Source organism: Herbiconiux sp., assembly GCF_004297105.1.
In the GTDB taxonomy this organism is placed as follows: Bacteria; Actinomycetota; Actinomycetes; order Actinomycetales; family Microbacteriaceae; genus Herbiconiux.
The window spans coordinates 205914-225336 of record NZ_SCVE01000020.1; the positions used below are offsets into that span (position 1 = coordinate 205914).

16 protein-coding genes and 4 tRNA genes are annotated in these 19423 nt (G+C 67.3%); 10 read left to right on the forward strand and 10 right to left on the reverse strand.

All coding sequences use genetic code 11. The annotated features are described in order from the left end of the window. Positions 1-37: 37 nt before the first annotated feature. The 4 genes from EPO52_RS17060 to EPO52_RS17075 all read right to left on the reverse strand — a co-directional run bounded on the left by EPO52_RS17060 (position 38) and on the right by EPO52_RS17075 (position 943). Positions 38-571 carry an alpha/beta hydrolase gene (locus EPO52_RS17060; RefSeq protein WP_290808983.1) on the reverse strand — a complete coding sequence of 178 codons (534 nt, stop codon included), beginning with the start codon at positions 569-571 and terminating at the stop codon, positions 38-40. 77 nt (positions 572-648) lie between these two features. Then, positions 649-720, reverse strand: a tRNA-Val gene (locus EPO52_RS17065). Positions 721-738: 18 nt separating this feature from the next. Then, positions 739-812, reverse strand: a tRNA-Cys gene (locus EPO52_RS17070). Positions 813-871: 59 nt separating this feature from the next. After that, positions 872-943: transfer RNA gene (locus tag EPO52_RS17075), tRNA-Gly, on the reverse strand. Between the two features lie 187 nt (positions 944-1130). Here EPO52_RS17075 and EPO52_RS17080 point away from each other — a divergent pair. Both EPO52_RS17080 and EPO52_RS17085 read left to right on the forward strand, forming a co-directional pair. Next, positions 1131-1203 (forward strand) — tRNA-Val (locus EPO52_RS17080). Between the two features lie 107 nt (positions 1204-1310). Then, positions 1311-2042, forward strand: coding sequence for a hypothetical protein (locus EPO52_RS17085; protein ID WP_290808985.1), 732 nt, complete (start codon positions 1311-1313; stop codon positions 2040-2042). A 119-nt stretch (positions 2043-2161) separates the two neighbouring features. Here the strand turns inward: EPO52_RS17085 and EPO52_RS17090 are convergent, their stop codons facing one another. Continuing rightward, positions 2162-2353 carry a hypothetical protein gene (locus EPO52_RS17090; protein WP_290808987.1) on the reverse strand — a complete coding sequence of 64 codons (192 nt, stop codon included), beginning with the start codon at positions 2351-2353 and terminating at the stop codon, positions 2162-2164. 90 nt (positions 2354-2443) lie between these two features. Here EPO52_RS17090 and EPO52_RS17095 point away from each other — a divergent pair, with 90 nt between their 5' ends. Then, complete coding sequence (locus EPO52_RS17095) at positions 2444-3205, forward strand: EI24 domain-containing protein (protein WP_290808989.1); 762 nt, start codon at positions 2444-2446, stop codon at positions 3203-3205. 30 nt (positions 3206-3235) lie between these two features. Here the strand turns inward: EPO52_RS17095 and EPO52_RS17100 are convergent, their stop codons facing one another. Together EPO52_RS17100 and zapE are read right to left on the reverse strand one after the other, a co-directional pair. Then, positions 3236-4474, reverse strand: a complete 1239-nt coding sequence (locus EPO52_RS17100; protein ID WP_290808991.1) for an ammonium transporter — start codon at positions 4472-4474, stop codon at positions 3236-3238. Between the two features lie 224 nt (positions 4475-4698). Continuing rightward, on the reverse strand, positions 4699-5736 hold the full coding sequence (gene zapE / locus EPO52_RS17105; protein WP_290808993.1) for a cell division protein ZapE: 1038 nt from the start codon (positions 5734-5736) through the stop codon (positions 4699-4701). Positions 5737-5842: 106 nt separating this feature from the next. Here zapE and EPO52_RS17110 point away from each other — a divergent pair, with 106 nt between their 5' ends. Together EPO52_RS17110 and EPO52_RS17115 are read left to right on the forward strand one after the other, a co-directional pair. After that, positions 5843-6742: a sulfurtransferase gene (locus EPO52_RS17110; protein WP_290808995.1), complete on the forward strand. Its 900-nt coding sequence runs from the start codon at positions 5843-5845 to the stop codon at positions 6740-6742. Positions 6743-6757: 15 nt separating this feature from the next. Further along, positions 6758-7195 carry a SufE family protein gene (locus tag EPO52_RS17115; protein WP_290808997.1) on the forward strand — a complete coding sequence of 146 codons (438 nt, stop codon included), beginning with the start codon at positions 6758-6760 and terminating at the stop codon, positions 7193-7195. Between the two features lies 1 nt (position 7196). On the opposite strand, the gene EPO52_RS17120 is transcribed toward EPO52_RS17115, so the two are convergent. After that, complete coding sequence (locus EPO52_RS17120) at positions 7197-8390, reverse strand: alpha/beta fold hydrolase (RefSeq protein WP_290808999.1); 1194 nt, start codon at positions 8388-8390, stop codon at positions 7197-7199. 120 nt (positions 8391-8510) lie between these two features. Here EPO52_RS17120 and EPO52_RS17125 point away from each other — a divergent pair, with 120 nt between their 5' ends. The 5 genes from EPO52_RS17125 (at position 8511) to EPO52_RS17145 (ending at position 14431) form a co-directional block, all read left to right on the forward strand. Further along, positions 8511-9107, forward strand: coding sequence for a DUF3000 domain-containing protein (locus EPO52_RS17125; protein ID WP_290809001.1), 597 nt, complete (start codon positions 8511-8513; stop codon positions 9105-9107). Next, the gene (locus EPO52_RS17130; RefSeq protein ID WP_290809003.1) at positions 9100-10329 is read left to right on the forward strand and encodes an HRDC domain-containing protein; all 1230 of its coding nucleotides are present in this window, start codon (positions 9100-9102) and stop codon (positions 10327-10329) included. The genes EPO52_RS17125 and EPO52_RS17130 overlap by 8 nt, the downstream gene beginning before the upstream one ends. A 72-nt stretch (positions 10330-10401) precedes the next feature. Next, positions 10402-11625 carry a thiolase family protein gene (locus tag EPO52_RS17135; protein WP_290809005.1) on the forward strand — a complete coding sequence of 408 codons (1224 nt, stop codon included), beginning with the start codon at positions 10402-10404 and terminating at the stop codon, positions 11623-11625. Further along, the gene (locus EPO52_RS17140) at positions 11622-13766 is read left to right on the forward strand and encodes a 3-hydroxyacyl-CoA dehydrogenase NAD-binding domain-containing protein (protein WP_290809007.1); all 2145 of its coding nucleotides are present in this window, start codon (positions 11622-11624) and stop codon (positions 13764-13766) included. The genes EPO52_RS17135 and EPO52_RS17140 overlap by 4 nt, the downstream gene beginning before the upstream one ends. 110 nt (positions 13767-13876) lie before the next feature. Further along, positions 13877-14431 carry a dihydrofolate reductase family protein gene (locus EPO52_RS17145; protein ID WP_290809009.1) on the forward strand — a complete coding sequence of 185 codons (555 nt, stop codon included), beginning with the start codon at positions 13877-13879 and terminating at the stop codon, positions 14429-14431. Here the strand turns inward: EPO52_RS17145 and dxs are convergent. Both dxs and EPO52_RS17155 read right to left on the reverse strand, forming a co-directional pair. After that, the gene (gene dxs, locus EPO52_RS17150) at positions 14413-16359 is read right to left on the reverse strand and encodes a 1-deoxy-D-xylulose-5-phosphate synthase (protein WP_290809010.1); all 1947 of its coding nucleotides are present in this window, start codon (positions 16357-16359) and stop codon (positions 14413-14415) included. The two genes, EPO52_RS17145 and dxs, sit on opposite strands and share 19 nt — an antisense overlap. 103 nt (positions 16360-16462) lie before the next feature. Then, entirely contained in the window at positions 16463-19306 is a 2844-nt protein-coding gene (locus tag EPO52_RS17155; protein ID WP_290809011.1) for an aconitate hydratase, read from the reverse strand. Positions 19307-19423: the final 117 nt, after the last annotated feature.

Genomic DNA, 19423 nt, shown 5'->3' on the forward strand with positions numbered 1-19423 from the left:
TCCCCCACTCAACTCCCGTTTTGGAACGGTCGGGAAGTCAGTCCCAGTCGAGGTAGTCCTCGATGGCCCAGGATGTCTCACCGATACGTGTCGCGGGGAAGCGGTGTCCCCCGCCCTCGATCGTGACGACGCTCACCTGGGCGGGGGCTCCGTCGCGCAGGGCCTCGCCGTTCGCCGGCGGGGTGACGTCGTCGTCGCTCGACTGGACGACCAGCACGGGGAGGCCCGTGGCGAGTGCCGGGGCGTCGGCCTCGACGCCGAGCAGGAGCAGACCGTTGACGCGGTCGTGCTGTTCGAGCGCGACCGCGCGTGCGACGGAGCCTCCGGCACCGTGCCCGCCGATCCAGGCGTCGGCGATCTCGAGCTCATCGAGCAGGTCGATGACATCCTGGGCCTCGGCGGTTGCGACCCGCACCACCTGGAAGTCCTCCGTGGAGACGGAGTGGGCGAGCGCCGCCAGCGACTCGATGCCGGCCCCGCGGTCGGCCACCAGGACGAGGTTCGGGCCTGCACCTTCGGCGGCGAAGACGATCGCGCGTCCGTCCGGCTCGAAAATCCGGCTCTCAGTCATTCCGTTCACCTCTCGTACCAGGTCGACTCCGGGGGGAAACGACAAAGGCCAGGAGAGCATCCTGGCCTTCATTCAAGTGGGCGATACTGGGATCGAACCAGTGACCTCTTCCGTGTCAGGGAAGCGCGCTACCGCTGCGCCAATCGCCCAATGGTGTTTCTTCGGAGTGGAGGTGGCGACGGGATTTGAACCCGTGTGGACGGCTTTGCAGGCCGCTGCCTCGCCTCTCGGCCACGCCACCCAGTTGGTGCATCGTGCATGGAAGCTTCTACAACTCCCACACCCGAGTAACTTCACTCGAGCGGATGACGAGATTCGAACTCGCGACCCTAACCTTGGCAAGGTTATGCGCTACCACTGCGCCACATCCGCATTTGCTCGCATTTCTGCGTGCGGAAGAGACACTACCCGATTCTTTTCCCGTTCGCCAAACCGGGTGACGCACTCCCGGGAATTCACCGGATACGCGGCGTGTCAACCACGCCGAGAAGAATTCTCTGCGTCGAAGCGTCGTGTTCGCGGCACCCCTCCGCGTCCACTAGTATCTATAACTGCCCCCGGGCGATTGGCGCAGTTGGTAGCGCGCTTCCTTCACACGGAAGAGGTCATCGGTTCGAGTCCGGTATCGCCCACTGCAAGAGCCCCGCAGAATACTGCGGGGCTCTTCTCATTCATTGTGCGGATGCGGCATTGTGCGGATGCGGCGAAGCGCGACGGGGCCGCGCACTAGCATGTGGACATGCCCACCGCCGGATCGTCTGTGCGAAGACTCGCGATCGTCACGCTGGTCTGTGCCTTGGCGGCCGGATTGACGTCATGCTCGGCGACGGTCGGCAGCACCCCCGCCGAAGACACCGGCGTGACGCAGACCGACGACTCGTCGACGCCGCGCGAGCAGGAACCACCCGCCGCCGACGAGGCCGCCTCGGATCAGGGGGTTTCGGACAGCTCGGGCACCGGAGCCTGGACCGGTTCGGAGTACTTCGCCAGCGAGGATGACGCCGTGGAAGCCATGCTCGGCCCGCGCGTCTGCGAGGTGCTGGACCAGCCGAGGGCGGAGACGGTAGCACTGGCACCGCCCCTCGTGCTCGGTCAGGGCGAGGTCACAACGTCGGCGAACGGTGCGGTCTGTCAGTTCCGGATCGAGCACCCGACGGACGGCGGCGGGTACGGCCTCATCACCATCCGCACGTTCGACGGGAAGACCGAGGACATCGACGAGGTCGACAGCATGATCGGAGACCACTCCTGCATGTATGTCCCCGGTGACACCTTCGGGGGCGCCGAACTCACGGCCGCAGAGCTGTGCGACGTCGGTTCCCGGCAGATCTGGGTGAGTTTCAGCGAGCTCGTACCGGTTTCCGAGCAGCGAGACGATGGGATGCGCGCTCCGGTCGAGTACATCCTCCAGCAGATGCTCGCACGCCTCGACCGCACCGAGGACGACCTGTACTCCAATCTCCCACCGTGACCGGCTACAGGCCGGGAGACGACAGCCTTGTCCGTGCCCGCGGCATCGAAGACGAGCGCCACTAGGTCAGTGACGACGCCGTCTCTGCGGCTGCCGTCGGTGTCTGATGCTGCCTAGCGTCAGGCGGTGGGCTTGTTGCTCGGGCCCGAGCGGGCGAGCAGAACGATGCCGTAGCCCGTGAGGCCGCCGCCGATCCACGTGAAGAAGTGCAGCCACGACGGGCCGCCATTCAGGTCGAGAACGAGCGCCACGACGAGCAGCACGGCTCCGAGGAGGATCAGGGCGAGGGAGAGGATGCGGTCGCGGTTCACGGCGCCAGCCTAGGAGGCATCCGCCCGTACGGCTCTTCGTGCGCCGCGAACACGGGGTTCTCCGTCGGCGCCGCCCGCTACGATCGCGGAATGATCAGGGACTTCTTCACCGGCGTCGGCCTCCTGGGCCGCGGGCTCGCCACCTGGTCGACCAGCCCGCGGCTGATGCTCACCGGCGCCCTCCCCGCGCTCATCGTCGCCCTCGTCTACACCGCCGGCTTCGTGGTGCTCGCCGTGAACTCCCCCGGCCTCGCCGAGTGGATCACCCCGTTCGCCGATCACTGGCCCGAACCGTGGCGCACCCTCACGAGGGTCTCCGCCGCCCTCGCTCTCGTGGCCGTCGCGCTTCTCGTGATCGTCTTCACCTTCACCGCCATCACCCTGGCCGTGGGCGACATCTTCTACGAGCGCATCTGGCGGACCACCGAGGAGCGGCTCGGTGACGCCCCTCCGGAGCCTCAGGGCGGGTTCTGGAAGCTGCTGTGGCGCGGAATCGTGACCGGAGCGCGCATCCTGGCCCTCACGATCGTGATCGGCCTGCTGCTCTTCGTGGTGGGTCTCGTACCCGTCGTGGGGCAGGTCGCCTCGCCCGTGCTCGCCGCGCTCTTCGGCGGCTGGGTGCTCTCGCTCGAACTCACGGGCTTCGCGTTCGACGCCCGAGGCGTGCCCCTGAGGGGCCGACGCCGGATGCTCGACGCCCGCCGGTCCCGCACCCTCGGCTTCGGCGTGGCCACGTACCTGCTCTTCCTCATCCCGCTCGGCGCCGTCTTCGTGATGCCCGCAGCGGTCGTGGGCGCCACCCAGCTCGCCCGCCGCGCGCACGACGAAGCGGGGCGCCATCCCGAAGGATGACGCCCCGCTCAGTGTCTGGAGACGAAAGACCTAGACGGTCTCGAGCACGTAGCCCTCTTCGCCGTGGACGACGGTGTCGACACCGGCGACCTCGTCTTCGTTCTTGATGCGGAAGCCCATCGTCTTCTGGATGATCCAGCCGATGACGAACGCGAGAACGAAGGAGTAGACCAGCACGACGCCGGCCGCAGCGGCCTGCTTGCCGAGCTGCTCGAGCGAACCGGTGTCGAGGAGGCCGATACCGGCACCGAAGAGACCGATGTACAGCGTTCCGATGATGCCGCCGACGAGGTGGATTCCCACGACGTCGAGCGAGTCGTCGAAGCCGAGCTTGAACTTGAGCTCGATCGCCAGGGCACAGACGGCACCGGCGATGACGCCGAGGAGGATCGCCCACCCGGGGGCCAGGATGTTACAGGCCGGGGTGATGGCGACGAGGCCCGCGACAGCACCGGATGCGGCACCGATCGAGGTGGGCTTGCCGTCCTTGATCTTCTCGATGATGAGCCAGCCGAGGATACCGGCGGCGGGAGCGGCGAGGGTGTTGATCCAGGCGATCGCAGCGACACCGTCGACTGCAGCCTCGGAGCCGGCGTTGAAGCCGAACCAGCCGAACCACAGCAGCGCAGCGCCGAGGAGGGTGAGCGGAACGTTGTGCGGCTTCTGGATGCCCTTCTGGAACCCGACGCGCTTTCCGAGCACCAGCGCCAGCGCAAGACCTGCGGCACCGGCGTTGATGTGCACCGCGGTTCCACCGGCGAAGTCGTTGACGCCCCAGACCGGAGCCCAGCCCTCAGCGAGGTTGAACACCCAGAACGCGACGGGGAAGTAGACGACGGTGACCCACACGCCCGCGAAGACCATCCACGCGCCGAACTTGGCGCGATCCGCGATCGCACCGGAGATCAGGGCGACGGTGATGATCGCGAAGGTGGCCTGGAAGCCCGCGAACGCGAGCCCGTTCAGGTCGGGGCTCATCGCGCCGGTGTCATCGATGCCCAGCAGGCTGCCGAGTCCGATGAGGCCGTCGAACGGGTTTCCGAGCAGGCCAGGGATGAGCGGGGTTCCGAAGGCCATCCCGTAGCCGTAGATGACCCACAGCACGCCCACGAGACCCATGGCGCCGAAGCTCATCATCATCATGCTGATGACCGACTTCGCCTTGACCATGCCACCGTAGAAGAAGGCGACGCCTGGTGTCATCAGAAGGACGAGTGCCGCTGCGACCATGAGCCACAGCGAGTTCAGGTTGAGTGTTACTTCTTCCATCGTGAAATGGTTACCTCTCTATAACGTGCTGGCGGGTACTTCCGGAACTGCTGTGTTGCTGTCGGCTAGCACGGGGCCGAAGGCGCAATTGCAGGCAGGGGAAGTCTGTCGAAGAGAGGTTTCGTGGGGCGACGTAGTTTGTGTACGTCGTGTTACACGCCACGGCCTTGTGTAAACAGTGTGTTTCCGGCTCCCCGGAATCCGGGAAGAAAAATCCAGCCCCGTCAGAGGGTGGCGGAGGCGATCAGCCGCGAGACGGCGCGCAGGTACTTCTTGCGGTATCCGCCGTTCATCATGTCGCCCGCGAACACCTCGTCGAACGAGGTGCCGGAGGAGAGGATGCTGATCTGCGCGTCGTAGACCCGGTCGATGAAGGCCACGAGCCGCAGCGCATCCGCCTGCCCGGTGAGCGGCGTGACGTGGCTGATGGCGATGGCGTCGACTCCCTCGACGAGTTTCACGAAGCGTGACGGATGAATCGTGCTGAGGTGGTGCACGAGCTCGCCGAAATCGTCGAACGTGATGCGCTCCCCCGCCGCGACGCGGGCCTCGACGGCGGCGACCAGCGCTGCCTCGTCGTCACCGAAGGATGCGGCGTGCCCCTCGATGTCGCGCCGGCGGTAGTCGAGCCCGTCGATGCGCATGATGTCGAAGCGGTCGGCGATGGCCTGGATCTCGCGCAGGAAGTCGCTGGCGGCGAAGCGGCCTTCGCCGAGCGCGTTCGGCGGCGTGTTCGAGGTGGCCGCCAGACGGGTGCCCTTGGCCACGAGCTCACCGAGAAAACGCGTCATCAGCATGGTGTCGCCCGGATCGTCGAGCTCGAACTCGTCGATGGCGATGAACTTGGCGCCCGTGAACAGCTGCACGGCACCGGTGTAGCCGAGTGCGCCGATGAGGGCGGTGTACTCGATGAACGTGCCGAAGTACTTCGGCCCGGGAGCGGCGTGCCAGAGCGCGGCGAGCAGGTGCGTCTTTCCCACGCCGAAGCCACCGTCGAGGTAGATGCCGGGCTTGGCGGCCGGCGCCTTCTTGCTCCGGCCGAACAGGCCTGCCGCCTTGACGGGCTTCCACGACTCCGAGAACGCACGGATCTTCTCCAGAGCTTCGCTCTGCGAGGGGTAGTCGGTGTCGGGCCGATAGCTCTCGAACGACGCGGTGTCGAACTGGCGCGGCGGCACCAGGGTGGCGGCGAGCTCCGCTGCCGACATCGAAGGGACGCGCTCCGTCAAGCGCGGGGCGACAGCCTGCCGCTCATCAGTCATCTGGAGACGTCCTGTGTGTCGATAAGTGACCCGCCGTGTGCAGCGGGGAGTCGGGAAGACATAGATTCATCTGGGGGTTGTACCTACCCTAACTGGAGGTTGTGAGATGACAGTCGAGACCGATCCCTCGGAGAAGTTCACCGGATACGCGCACCCGGAACGCCTGGTGTCAGGCGACTGGCTGGAAGCCCATCTGGGCCGACCCGGTCTCGTGGTGGTGGAATCGGATGAAGACGTGCTGCTCTACGAGACCGGGCACATCCCCGGATCGGTGAAGATCGACTGGCACACCGACCTCAACGACCCGGTCGAGCGCGACTACATCGACGGTGCCGGCTTCGCCGCCCTGGTCGGCGGCAAGGGTATCTCCCGCGACTCCACCGTGGTCATCTACGGCGACAAGAACAACTGGTGGGCGGCCTACGCCCTCTGGGTCTTCACCCTCTTCGGCCACGACGACGTTCGCCTGCTCGACGGCGGCCGTGACAAGTGGATCGCCGAGGGCCGGCCGATCACCACCGACCGTCCGGCTCCGGATGCGGTGGACTACCCGGTCGTGGAGCGCCACGATGCCGAGATCCGCGCCTTCAAAGACGACGTGCTCGCGCACCTCGGCCATCCACTCATCGACGTGCGCTCCCCCGAGGAGTACAGCGGAGAGCGCACGACGGCCCCGGCCTACCCGGAGGAGGGCGCGCTGCGTGCCGGCCACATCCCGAGCGCCGCGAACGTCCCGTGGGCGAAGGCCGCGGCGGATGACGGCACCTTCAAGCCCGTGGCCGAGCTCGACGCGATCTACCGCGACGGTGCCGGCCTCGCGGAGGGCGAGCCCGTGATCGCCTACTGCCGCATCGGCGAGCGATCGAGCCACACCTGGTTCGTTCTCACCCACCTCCTCGGCTTCGAGAACGTGCGCAACTACGACGGCTCCTGGACCGAGTGGGGCAGCGCGGTGCGCGTGCCGATCGTCACGGGGTCGGAGCCGGGCGCGGTGCCTTCGCGCTGAGGGATACTGGAGGAGATGACCGAATCAACTCTTCCCGCCGCCCTGGCGGAGATCCGCGACGACTTCCTCGCGCTGGAGCAGCGAGAGCGGCTCGAGATGCTTCTCGAGTTCTCGAACGAGCTGCCCGAACTCCCCGAGCGCTACCAGGAGCATCCCGACCTGTTCGAACGGGTCGTCGAGTGCCAGTCGCCGGTCTTCATCTTCGTTGAGCTCGACGGCGATACCGTGCACCTCTACGCCACAGCCCCCAAGGAGGCGCCGACGACGCGCGGCTTCGCGTCGATCCTCGTGCAGGGCATCGATGGCCTCACCGTCGATGAGGTGCTGGGCATCCCCGACGACTTCCCGAACACGCTCGGTCTCACGCAGGCGGTCTCCCCGCTGCGCATCCGGGGCATGACGGCCCTCCTCGGGCGCACCAAGCGTCAGATCCGCGAGCGGCTGACCACCTGACTCACAGGCCGTTTGCCGAGAGCCAGTCGCCGATCGCGGCGTTCCATCTCGCGCGGTCGTAGTTCCAGAGCTTCGTATGCCGCGCCACCTGGAACGGCACGAACGTCACGAGGTCGGGGCGCGCTTCTGCCAGCTTGTGCGAGCCGGCCGACGGCACATAGCCGTCGTCGTCGGAGTGCATCAGCAGAATCGGCACGTTCACCTCGTCGGAGCGCTTCACGAAGTCGAGGCGCTCGAGGTCGACCGGCTGGTCCTGCCCCGTCACAGGTTTGCCCCACGCGTGCGAGATCGTGGCGAACGCCGCATCGCCCACGAGCTCCGGCACGTGGCGCACCCGGCCCTGATAGCGCAGGATGTCGAGCCAGTCGATCGCGGGTGAGTCGAGCGCGATGGCGCGGATGCGGTCGCGGTGCACCGCGCGCCCCATCGCCTGCAGCGCGATCGCCCCACCCATCGACCAGCCCATGAGCACGATGTCGGTGGCACCGTGGTCGACGGCGTACGTGAGGGCGGCGTCGATGTCCTGCCATTCGGTGTCGCCGAGTGCGTACTTGCCGTCGGAGGAGCGCGGCGCCTCGCCATCGTTGCGGTACGACACGAGAAGCGAGTGGTAGCCGTGCTCGCGGAAGACGGGCACACTGCGGATGGTCTCGCCCCGGCGCACCCCGCGGCCGTGAACCTGGACCACCCACTTCGTGGACGCCGGATCGACCGCGGGCACGTACCACGCCGGTGCCGGCCCGACCGGAGTGAACACCTCCACCTCGTCGACCGGAACCCCGAGTTCGCGCGGGTGGATGTAGAACCATCCGCTGATCCGGCCGGCCTTAGCCGCGTTCAGATCGCCGTAGTCGACGGAGATGAGGATGCGGCGCACGACGCCGTCGGTCACCGTCAGCACGTCGCCCATCCGCGCATGACCCGTGTCGCCGCTGAACCGGAGGCTGTAGTTGCCCGGGAGGATGGAGTCGGCCGTCACCGTGAGCATCACGACGTCGACGCCTGATGCGGCGTCGCGGCTCACGCCGAGGATGCGCACGTCGTCTTCGGGCAGCGACGGGGTGACGATGGCGCGCGACATGTAGGCCGCCACGACCGCGGCACCCGCGGTGAGCACGGTGGCCGCTCCGCCCGCGACGATGGCCAGCACGGCCCAGGCCGGCACCCGTGCCGGATCGGCTGATTTCGGACTCATACCCACCGCCCTCGACCTGCCCCGCCCCCGGATGCACCGGGCGACGGAGGCGAACAGTTGCTGCCTCCCCGTGCGGCGTGCCTTCGCCGTGGGGGGACGAAAGAACTCTAGTCTGCAGACGTGGCCGATTCCCCCTTCACCCCGGACATCCCGGCGGCGTTCGGCGCAGCACTCGATTCGCTGCGGCGCGCCGACACGCGCGAGGAACTCGTCGTCCATGAGATCCCCGCCCCCGCGAATCTCGCTCCCCACGCGGTCGCTCTCGCGGCCGATGTGAACCCGGCCCGGCACGGCGCCGACTCCGAACTCGGCACAGGGCGTTTCATCCTGTTGCACGACGCCGACGAACCCGACGCCTGGGGCGGCGAGTTCCGGGTGGTGTGCTTCGCACAAGCGCCGCTGGAGACCGAGATCGGGCTCGATCCGTTCTTGGCGGATGTCGCCTGGTCGTGGCTCGTGGATGCCCTGGATGCGCGCGGCGCCAACTACACGAACGCGTCCGGCACGGCCACGAAGATCATCTCGACCGGTTTCGGCGAGCTCTCCGCCCAGGGAGACGGTGCGCAGATCGAGCTGCGCGCATCCTGGACACCCACAGACCACAACCTCCAGGCCCATGTCGAGGGCTGGAGCGAACTCCTCTGCATGCTGGCCGGTCTGCCACCCGTCGTCGATGGCGTGACGATGTTGCAGACCAGGCGAGCCCGACGTGAGTGACGACGAACTGACAGAACTACCCCATGTACCCGTCCGCACCGTCATCACGACGGTCGACGACTTCCACGACGCCGTCGAGGCGCTGGCGCTCGGCACCGGTCCGGTGGCCGTCGATGCCGAGCGGGCGAGCGGCTTCCGCTATTCCCAGCGGGCCTACCTCATCCAGGTCTACCGCCGTGGCGCGGGCACCTTCCTCTTCGACCCGCCCGCGATCGGCGAGTTCGCTCCGTTGCAGGAGGTGATCGGTGATGTCGAGTGGGTGCTGCACGCGGCCAGCCAAGATCTCGCCTGTCTGCGCGAGGTCGGTCTCGACCCCGTCACGGTGTTCGACACCGAGCTGGGCGCCCGCCTGCTCGGACTCCCCCGCGTCGGCCTCGGCACCGTGGTCGAGGACCTGCTCGGCGTGCATCTCGCCAAGGAGCACTCGGCTGCCGACTGGTCGACCCGACCGCTGCCCGCATCCTGGCTCGAATACGCCGCCCTCGACGTGGAGCTGCTCATCGACCTGCGCGACTCCATGGCGGTGCTCCTGCAGGAGAAGGGCAAGCTCGAGATCGCCGCGCAGGAGTTCGCCGCGGTCGTGGCCCGCGAAGAGAAGGCGCCGCTCGCGGAGCCGTGGCGTCGGCTCACGGGCGTGAGCGCGCTGCGCGCCGACCGGCACCTCGCGGCAGCCCGTGAATTGTGGCTGGCCCGCGACGAGCTGGCCCGCACCACCGACATCGCTCCGGGGCGCCTGGTTCCGGATGCCTCCCTCCTGGTGGCGGCGAAGGCCCTGCCCACCACCCGACGTGAACTCGCAGCTCTCAAGCAGTTCTCCGGCCGCGCGAGCCGCACCGAGATGGATCGCTGGTGGGCCGCCATCGAACGCGCTCTCACGACCGACGACATCCCGGTACAGAGGCGCGCCACCGATACGCTCCCCCCTCCGCGCAGCTGGTCCGACCGCAACCCCGAAGCGGATGCCCGCCTCAAGAACGCCCGGGCGGCACTCACCGCGGTCTCCGAGGAGCACGAGATCCCGCTGGAGAACCTGCTGACCCCCGACTTCCTGCGGCGTGTGGCCTGGAATGCACCCGATCCGCTCAGTCTCGAGACGGTGTCGGACGCCCTCCGCTCGCTCGGTGCCCGGCCGTGGCAGATTGAACTTACTGCACAGCCGATCCTGCAGGCCTTTGTGGATGCCCTCCAACAGCCGGAAGCGCCGTCAGAAGACGAGTCGTAGGAACAAGCAAACGATTCCGGCCGTTCAGACAGCCGTCCTAGGATCGAATCCGGTTCAATTCCAGGAGGCATAGTGGCCGAAAGATCTGAAGTCGTTTTCGTGGACGGTGTTCGTACGCCGTTCGGTCGAGCGGGCGAAAAGGGCATGTACTGGCAGACTCGCGCCGACGACCTCGTCGTCAAAGCGATCATCGGGTTGCTCGAGCGCAACCCCATGCTCCCGAAGGAGCTCATCGACGAGGTCGCCATCGCCGCGACCACCCAGACCGGAGACCAGGGATTGACCCTCGGCCGCACGGCGGCACTGCTCGCCGGCCTGCCGCTCTCGGTTCCCGGCTACGCCATCGACCGGATGTGCGCGGGCGCCATGACCGCGGTCACAGCGGTGGCCGGCGGCATCGCGTTCGGCGCCTACGACCTCGCCATCGCGGGCGGCGTCGAGCACATGGGCCACCACCCCATGGGTTCAGGGGCCGACCCGAACCCCCGGTTCCTCGCCGAGAAGCTGGTGAACCCCGAGGCGCTGAACATGGGCAACACCGCGGAGCGCATCCACGATCGCTTCCCGCAGCTCACCAAGGAGCGCGCCGACCGGTATGCATTGCGCAGCCAGCAGAAGGTCGCCGCCGCGTACGAGTCGGGAGACATCCCGGCCGACCTCATCCCGGTCGCTCTCCGCAGCGAAGCGGGCTGGGGTCTCGCCACGCGCGATGAGGCGCCGCGTCCCGAGACCACCCTCGAGGGTCTCGCGGGTCTCCGCACCCCGTTCCGGCCGCACGGCCGGGTGACGGCGGGCAACTCGTCCGGTCTCAACGACGGTGCAACCGCCTCCCTCATCGCGAGCGAGGCGATGGCGAAGCAGCTCGGCCTGCCCGTCAAGATGCGCATGGTGTCGTTCGCGTTCGCGGGTGTCGAGCCCGAGATCATGGGAATCGGCCCGGTGCCCTCCACCGAGAAGGCCCTGCGCAAGGCGGGACTCTCGATCGACGACATCGGCCTGTTCGAACTGAACGAGGCGTTCGCCGTGCAGGTGCTGTCGTTCCTCGACCACTTCGGCATCGACGACGACGACCCGCGCGTCAACGAGTACGGCGGAGCGATCGCCATCGGCCATCCACTCGCCTCCTCGGGCGTGCGGCTCATGATCCAGCTGGCCCGCCAGTTCGAGCAGCACCCCGAGGTGCGCTACGGCCTCACCGCCATGTGCGTGGGCCTCGGTCAGGGCGGAACCGTCATCTGGGAGAACCCGAACTGGGACGCGAAGGCGTCCAAGGCGAGCAAGAAGGCGGCACGATGACCGACTACACCACGATCGACTTCTCCCCGCTCCAGGTGCTGTCGGATGACGAGGTCGTCACCCACTCGACCGTGCGCGACATCCGGTTGGCGAGCGGCAAGACGCTCGCGCTGATCACGCTCGACAACGGGCGCGATCACACCCGGCCGTCGACGCTCGGCCCGGTCACCCTGCTCGAGTACCGGGCCACGCTCGAGTCGCTCAAGGCCCGAGCGGCCGCCGGCGAGATCGACGCGGTGGCGGTCACGGGCAAGCCGTACATCCTCGCCGCGGGAGCCGACCTCAGCAAGGTCGGCGACATCCCGAACAAGGCCGCGGCGAAGCTCATGGGCCAGCTCGGTCACTACGCCTTCGGCACGATGAAGGAGATCGGCGTCCCGTCGTTCGCCTTCATCAACGGCCTCGCGCTGGGCGGCGGTGTGGAGGTCGCGCTGGCGGCCGACTACCGCACGGTCGACTCCTCGATCCCGGCCCTGGCGCTGCCCGAGGTCTTCTTGGGCATCATCCCGGGCTGGGGCGGTGCGTACCTGCTGCCGAACCTCATCGGCATCGAGAACGCGCTCAAGGTCATCATCGAGAACCCGCTCAAGAACAACCGCACCCTCAAGGGCCAGGAGGTCTTCGACCTCGGCATCGCGGATGCGATCTTCGGCCCGGCCAACTACCTCGAGGACTCGTTGAAGTGGGCCGACGGCGTGCTCACCGGTGCCGTGAAGGTGAAGCGCCCCAACGAGCCCGGCAAGATGGAGAAGCTGGTCAAGTGGGATGCGGCCATCGCCATCGCCCGCAAGATGCTCGAGTCGCGCATCGGCACGGTCGCGAAGTCGCCCTACAAGGCACTCGACCTCCTGAAGGCCGCCAAGTCGGGCACGCCCGAGGAGGGCTTCGCCCGGGAAGACGAGGCGCTGGCCGAGCTCATCGCCGGCGACCAGTTCCGGGCGTCGATCTACGCGTTCAACCTGGTGCAGAAGCGGGCCAAGAAGCCCGCCGGTGCACCCGACAAGGCACTCGCCAAGCCGGTCACCAAGGTGGGCATCATCGGGGCGGGCCTCATGGCATCGCAGTTCGCGTTGCTCTTCGTGCGCCGGCTGCAGGTTCCCGTGATCATCACCGACCTCGACCAGTCGCGCGTCGACAAGGGCCTCGACTACATCCGTGGCGAGATCGCCACGCTGGAGTCCAAGGGGCGCATCTCGCACGACGAGTCGAACCGTCTGAACGCGCTCATCCACGGCACCACCGACAAGGCCGACTTCGCCGACGCCGACTGGGTGATCGAGGCCGTGTTCGAGGAGCTCGGGGTGAAGCAGGACGTCTTCGCCGATGTCGAGCAGTACATCTCCGACACCGCCGTGCTGGCCACGAACACGTCATCGCTCTCGGTGGAGCAGATCGGCGCGAAGCTGAAGCATCCGGAGCGGCTCGTGGGCTTCCACTTCTTCAACCCGGTGGCGGTGATGCCGCTGATCGAGGTCGTGAACACCCCGGCGACGGATGACGCCACGCTGTCGACCGCCATGGTCACGGCGGCGAAGCTGAAGAAGAACGCCGTGATCACGCGCGACACCCCCGGGTTCGTGGTGAACCGCATCCTGGCGAAGGTGCTCGGCGAGGCCATGCACGCGGTCGACACCGGCACCTCGTTCGAGGTGATGAACCGCGCGCTGGATCCCTTCGGCCTCCCGATGACACCGTTCGAGCTGCTCGAGCTGGTGGGGCTCAAGGTCGGCGCGCACGTGCTCGACACGCACCATGCCGCGTTCCCCGACCGCTTCTTCGAGAGCGAGAACCTGCACAAGCTGGCGGAGCACGGCAAGATCTTCGACCGCGACGACAAGGGCAAGATCAAGGGCTTCGACAAGCAGGCCCTGAAGCTCGTGTCGCCGCCGAAGGCCGACGCGAAGCCCATGACGGAGGAGGAGATCCTCCGCCGGGTCGAAGACGGGCTCGCCGACGAGGTGCACCGGATGCTCGACGACGACGTGGTGCACGCCGCCGAAGACATCGACCTCTGCCTCATCCTCGGCGCAGGCTACCCGTTCCAGATGGGCGGCCTCACGCCCTACCTCGACCGCGTGGGAGCGTCGGAGCGCGTCTTCGGCGCCACCTTCCACAACCCCCTCATCAAGGGCGTCGAGTAGGGCGCACGCGGAGTTCACCAAACGTGGCGCGAACCGCGGCCCTATCCGGGCCCGGTTCGCGCCACGTTTGCCGTTGTCCGCATGTCGGCGGTGGATCGTAGGGTCGGGCCATGACAGAACGGAACACGACGAAGACGCAGTACTACGTGGCCGCCAGTATCGACGGGTACATCGCCGATCGGGTGGGCTCGCTCGACTGGCTGATGCAGTTCGGCATGGAGGAGTTCCAGGGCGACTACGAGGCCTTCCTCGCGGATGTCGGCGTGGTGGTCATGGGGTCGCGCACCTATGAGTGGTTGCTCGCCGACGGTATCGCCGAGTGGCCGTACGCGGAGCAGGTGAGTTGGGTTCTCACGAGCCGCTCACTGCCGCAGACAGACGGGGCCGACATCCGGTTCGTGCAGGGGTCCGTCGCCGACCTGCATCCGCAGTGGGTGGAGGCTGCGGCCGGCAAGAACGTGTGGATCGTGGGAGGAGGCGACCTCGCGGCTCAGGTGGCGGATGCCGGGCTGCTCGACGAGATCATCCTCACCACCATGCCGGTCGCACTGGGCGCGGGCACTCCCCTGCTGCCGTCGGCTCATGCCTCGCAGCTCTTCGGCGTCGAATCGAGCCGCCTCCTGCCCTCAGGGGCGGTGACGACGGTCTACCGCACCATCCGCTGAAGCGTCGTGGGGCCTGTGGGGGTGCCTTCCGGCCGCGCGATCGGGATCTTGTTGCCCTGCACCTGGGCGATGACGTCGTCGGCGATCTGCGCGGGCGTGAGTCCCACCCGCTCGAGGATCTCGTCGCGCGTGGCGTGCTCCAGGAACTCGTCGGGCAGGCCCAGCTCCGTCACCGCCGTGTCGACGCCGGCCTCACGCAGGTCTTGACGGATGCGGGTACCGATACCGCCCACGCGCACGCCGTCTTCGATCGTCACCACGATGCGATGCGCATCCGACAGCTCGATGATGCTCCAGGCCACGGGCACCACCCAGCGCGGGTCGACAACGGTTGTACCGATGCCCTGCGCGGCGAGGAGGTCGGCCACGTCGAGCGCGATGGTGGCCATGGTGCCCACGGCCACGATCAGCACGTCGTGACGCTCGTCTTCGCGCAGCACGTCGACGCCATCGCCGGTGCGGCGCAGGGCGGGCAGCTCGGGGCCCACATTGCCCTTGGGGAAGCGGATGACCGTGGGGGCATCCGTCACCTTCACGGCCTCGTCGAGGAGCTCACGCAGGCGCTCGGCATCTCGCGGGGCGCTCAGACGGATGCGGGGCACCACCTGCAGGATCGCGAGATCCCACATGCCGTGGTGGCTGGGGCCATCGGGGCCCGTCACACCCGAGCGGTCGAGCACGAAGGTGACACCGGCCTGGTGCAGGCCGACGTCCATCAGGATCTGGTCGAACGCGCGGTTCACGAACGTGGCGTAGAGCGCCACCACGGGATGCAGACCCCCGAAGGCGAGCCCGGCCGCAGAGGTCACCGCATGCTGCTCCGCGATGCCCACGTCGAACACCCGGGAGGGGAATCGCTCCGCGAACTTGTGCAGCCCCGTCGGCCGGAGCATCGCGGCGGTGATGCCCACGATCGAGGAGTCGTTCTCGGCCTGCTTCACGATCTCGTCGGCGAACACTCCCGTCCACGAGGGGGCTCCGGATGGCGCAGACAGCGGTTCGCCCGTCTCCGGGTCGATCTGGCCCACCGCGTGGAACTGATCGGCCACATCGGCGAGGGCCGGCTCGTAACCGCGACCCTTCTCGGTGATGGCGTGCACGATCACGGGAGCCTCGTAGTCCTTCGCCTGGCGGAGAGCCTCCTCCATCGCCTGGAGGTCGTGGCCGTCGATCGGGCCGAGGTACTTGATGTCGAGGTTCGCGTAGAGCGACGAATTGTTGGTCATCCGGCTCAGGAAGCCGTGCAGGCCACCTCGCGCGCCGCGGTAGAGAGCCCGCGCCGGTGCCCCCAGGCGATCCGCCATCTTGCGGCTCGACTGGTGCAGGTCGTGATAGCCCTTACGGGTGCGCACACCATTGAGGTAGCGCGCCATGCCGCCGATCGTGGGTGCGTAGGAACGGCCGTTGTCGTTCACGATGATCACGAGGTTGCGCGAATTGTCGTCGCTGATGTTATTGAGCGCCTCCCACGTCATGCCGCCGGTGAGGGCGCCGTCGCCCACGACGGCCACCACGTGTCGATCCGACTGGCCCGTCATCTCGAAGGCCCGCGAGATGCCATCGGCCCAGGAGAGCGAGCTGGAGGCGTGCGACGACTCCACGACGTCGTGCGGGCTCTCCGAGCGCTGGGGGTAGCCGGCGAGGCCATCCCGCTGGCGGAGCCTCGAGAAGTCCTGACGCCCGGTCAGCAGCTTGTGCACGTAGCTCTGGTGCCCCGTGTCGAACACGATCGCATCGCGCGGAGAGTCGAAGACGCGGTGGATGGCGATGGTGGTCTCCACGACGCCGAGGTTCGGCCCGAGGTGGCCACCGGTCTTCGAGACCTCGGTGACGAGGAAGGTACGGATCTCGGCCGCAAGCGTCTCGAGCTCCTCGGGGGACAAGGAGTCGAGGTCACGGGGTTCGTTGATCCCTTCGAGCAGGCTCATCCTTTTACCCTCCCATGACTCGCGTGATTCGCAGTCTACGCCGCACTAGGAAAAGAACGGCGAGGGTGCCGGAGCACCCCCACCGTTCTTCAGAAACCGCTGATCAGACCAGGCTGCGCAGCACGTACTGCAGGATGCCGCCGTTGCGGTAGTAGTCGGCCTCACCGGGCGTGTCGATACGCACGACGGCGTCGAACTCGATGAGCTCCTTGCCGGCGGGCGAGTGCTCGCTCGGGGCGGCGGTGACATGCACCGTCTTCGGGGTGCGACCCTCGTTGAGCTCCTCGATGCCCGCGATCGACACGATCTCGGTTCCGTCGAGCCCGAGCGACGCCCAGCTCTCGCCGGCGGGGAACTGCAGCGGAACCACACCCATGCCGATGAGGTTGGAGCGGTGGATGCGCTCGAAGCTCTCCACGATCACAGCCTTCACCCCGAGGAGTGACGTGCCCTTGGCCGCCCAGTCACGGGAGGAGCCGGAGCCGTACTCCTTGCCACCGAAGATCACGAGCGGGGTGCCCGCGGCCTGGTAGTTCTGGCTGGCGTCGTAGATGAACGACTGCGGAGCATCCGCCTGCGTGAAGTCGCGGGTGTAGCCGCCCTCCACACCATCGAGCAACTGGTTCTTCAGACGGATGTTCGCGAACGTGCCACGGATCATGATCTCGTGGTTGCCGCGACGCGACCCGTAGGAGTTGTAGTCCTTACGAGCCACGCCGTGCTCGTCGAGGTACTTGCCGGCGGGGCTGTCGGCCTTGATGTTGCCGGCGGGCGAGATGTGGTCGGTGGTGACCGAGTCGCCGAGCTTCGCGAGAACGCGGGCGCCGGTGATGTCGGAGACCGGGGTGGTCTCGATGGTCATTCCGTCGAAGTACGGGGGCTTGCGCACGTAGGTCGACTCGGAGTCCCACTCGAACACGGGGCCCGTGGGAGTGGGCAGCGAACGCCAGCGCTCGTCGCCCTCGAACACGCTCGAGTACTCGTGGGTGAACATCTCGGTGTTGATCGAGGTGTCGATGGTCTGCTGCACCTCGGCCGCATCGGGCCAGATGTCGCGCAGGAACACATCGTTGCCCTCGGTGTCCTGACCGAGCGCGTCGACCTCGAAGTCGAAGTTCATCGAGCCTGCCAGCGCGTAGGCGATGACGAGGGGCGGCGACGCGAGGTAGTTCATCTTCACGTCGGGCGAGATGCGGCCCTCGAAGTTGCGGTTGCCCGAGAGCACGGCGGTGACGGCGAGGTCGTTGTCGTTGATGGCCGCGCTGACCTCGTCGATCAGCGGACCCGTGTTGCCGATGCAGACCGTGCAGCCGTAGCCGACCGTGTAGAAACCGAGCGCCTCGAGGTCGTGCGTGAGGCCGGCCTTCTCGTAGTAGTCGGTGACGACCTTCGACCCGGGAGCCAGGGTGGTCTTCACCCACGGCTTGGCCTTGAGACCCAGCTTGTTCGCATTGCGCGCCAGAAGGCCCGCCGCGAGCATGACGCTCGGGTTCGAGGTGTTGGTGCACGAGGTGATGGCTGCCACTGCCACGGCACCGTGGTCGAGGGTGTACTTGTCGCCGGCCGAGGTGGTGACCTTGACGGGCTTCGAGAAGGCGCCGGGCGCGTGGCTGGTGTGCGCGCTCGAGTGCGAGTGCTCGTGAGCCGAGTCCTCGTCCTGCGCGGTGAAGCCGAGCGGGTCGGAGGCCGGGAACGTGCCCTCGAGCGAGGCGTCGACGCGCGAGAGGTCGTGGTCGGCGTTCGCGTAGTTCTCGAGGTCGCGGATGAACGTGGGCTTCGACACCGACAGCTCCACGCGGTCTTGTGGCCGCTTCGGGCCGGAGATCGAGGGCACCACCGTGGCGAGGTCGAGCTCGAGGTACTCGCTGAACACGGGCTCCTGCTCGGGGTCGTGCCAGAGCTTCTGCAGCTTCGAGTAGGCCTCGACGAGTGCCACCTGCTCCTCGCTGCGGCCGGTGAGGCGCAGGTAGTCGAGGGTGACGTCGTCGATGGGGAACATGGCGGCCGTCGAGCCGAACTCGGGGCTCATGTTGCCGATCGTGGCACGGTTCGCGAGGGGGACCTCGCCGACGCCCTCGCCGTAGAACTCGACGAACTTGCCGACGACGCCGTGCTTGCGCACCATCTCGGTGATGGTGAGCACGACATCCGTCGCCGTGACACCGGCGGGGATGGAGCCGTTCAGCTTGAAGCCCACGACCTTCGGGATGAGCATGGAGACGGGCTGGCCGAGCATGGCCGCCTCGGCCTCGATGCCGCCGACGCCCCAGCCGAGCACGCCCAGGCCGTTGACCATGGTGGTGTGCGAGTCGGTACCGACGCAGGTGTCGGGGTAGGCGCGGAGCACCTTCTGGCCGAACGAGTCGACGACCTCACGGGTGTAGGTGACCCGGGCGAGGTACTCGATGTTCACCTGGTGCACGATGCCGGTTCCGGGCGGAACAACCTTGAAGTCGTCGAAGGCGGTCTGGCCCCAGCGGAGGAACTGGTACCGCTCGCCGTTGCGCTCGTACTCGATCTCGACGTTGCGCTCGAGGGCGTTCTCGGTGCCGAAGAGGTCGGCGATCACGGAGTGGTCGATCACGAGCTCGGCGGGCGCGAGCGGGTTGATCTTGGTGGGGTCTCCCCCGAGGGCGCTCACGGCCTCGCGCATGGTGGCGAGGTCGACGATGCACGGGACACCGGTGAAGTCCTGCATCACCACGCGTGCCGGGGTGAACTGGATCTCGGTGTCGGGCTCCGCCGTGGGAACCCAGCCGCCGAGCGCCTTGATGTGGTCGGCGGTGATGTTCGCGCCATCCTCGGTACGGAGCAGATTCTCCAGCAGCACCTTCAGGCTGAACGGGAGCTTCTCATAGCCGGGGACCTTGTCGACCCGATAGACCTCGTAGGACTGATCTCCGACATTCAGAGTGTCTTTCGATCCGAAACTGTTGACTGCCGACACGTCGACCTCACCTTCGCTGACTCACGACAATCCTTGTGCGTGAGAGGGGTGAATGGCTAGCAAGGGCAACCTAAGAGCTGTGCCCCGGCGAAACCGTTCACGCCGGATTATTTATCT

What these genes read in the sequence shown, in the direction of transcription:
- EPO52_RS17085 (WP_290808985.1), top strand. Translation starts at nt 1,311, where the DNA reads ATGCCCACCGCCGGATCGTCTGTGCGAAGACTCGCGATCGTCACGCTG.
- EPO52_RS17060 (WP_290808983.1), bottom strand. Translation starts at nt 571, where the DNA reads ATGACTGAGAGCCGGATTTTCGAGCCGGACGGACGCGCGATCGTCTTC.
- EPO52_RS17120 (WP_290808999.1), bottom strand. Translation starts at nt 8,390, where the DNA reads ATGAGTCCGAAATCAGCCGATCCGGCACGGGTGCCGGCCTGGGCCGTG.
- EPO52_RS17145 (WP_290809009.1), top strand. Translation starts at nt 13,877, where the DNA reads ATGACAGAACGGAACACGACGAAGACGCAGTACTACGTGGCCGCCAGT.
- EPO52_RS17110 (WP_290808995.1), top strand. Translation starts at nt 5,843, where the DNA reads ATGACAGTCGAGACCGATCCCTCGGAGAAGTTCACCGGATACGCGCAC.
- EPO52_RS17115 (WP_290808997.1), top strand. Translation starts at nt 6,758, where the DNA reads ATGACCGAATCAACTCTTCCCGCCGCCCTGGCGGAGATCCGCGACGAC.
- EPO52_RS17095 (WP_290808989.1), top strand. Translation starts at nt 2,444, where the DNA reads ATGATCAGGGACTTCTTCACCGGCGTCGGCCTCCTGGGCCGCGGGCTC.
- EPO52_RS17140 (WP_290809007.1), top strand. Translation starts at nt 11,622, where the DNA reads ATGACCGACTACACCACGATCGACTTCTCCCCGCTCCAGGTGCTGTCG.
- EPO52_RS17100 (WP_290808991.1), bottom strand. Translation starts at nt 4,474, where the DNA reads ATGGAAGAAGTAACACTCAACCTGAACTCGCTGTGGCTCATGGTCGCA.
- zapE (WP_290808993.1), bottom strand. Translation starts at nt 5,736, where the DNA reads ATGACTGATGAGCGGCAGGCTGTCGCCCCGCGCTTGACGGAGCGCGTC.
- dxs (WP_290809010.1), bottom strand. Translation starts at nt 16,359, where the DNA reads ATGAGCCTGCTCGAAGGGATCAACGAACCCCGTGACCTCGACTCCTTG.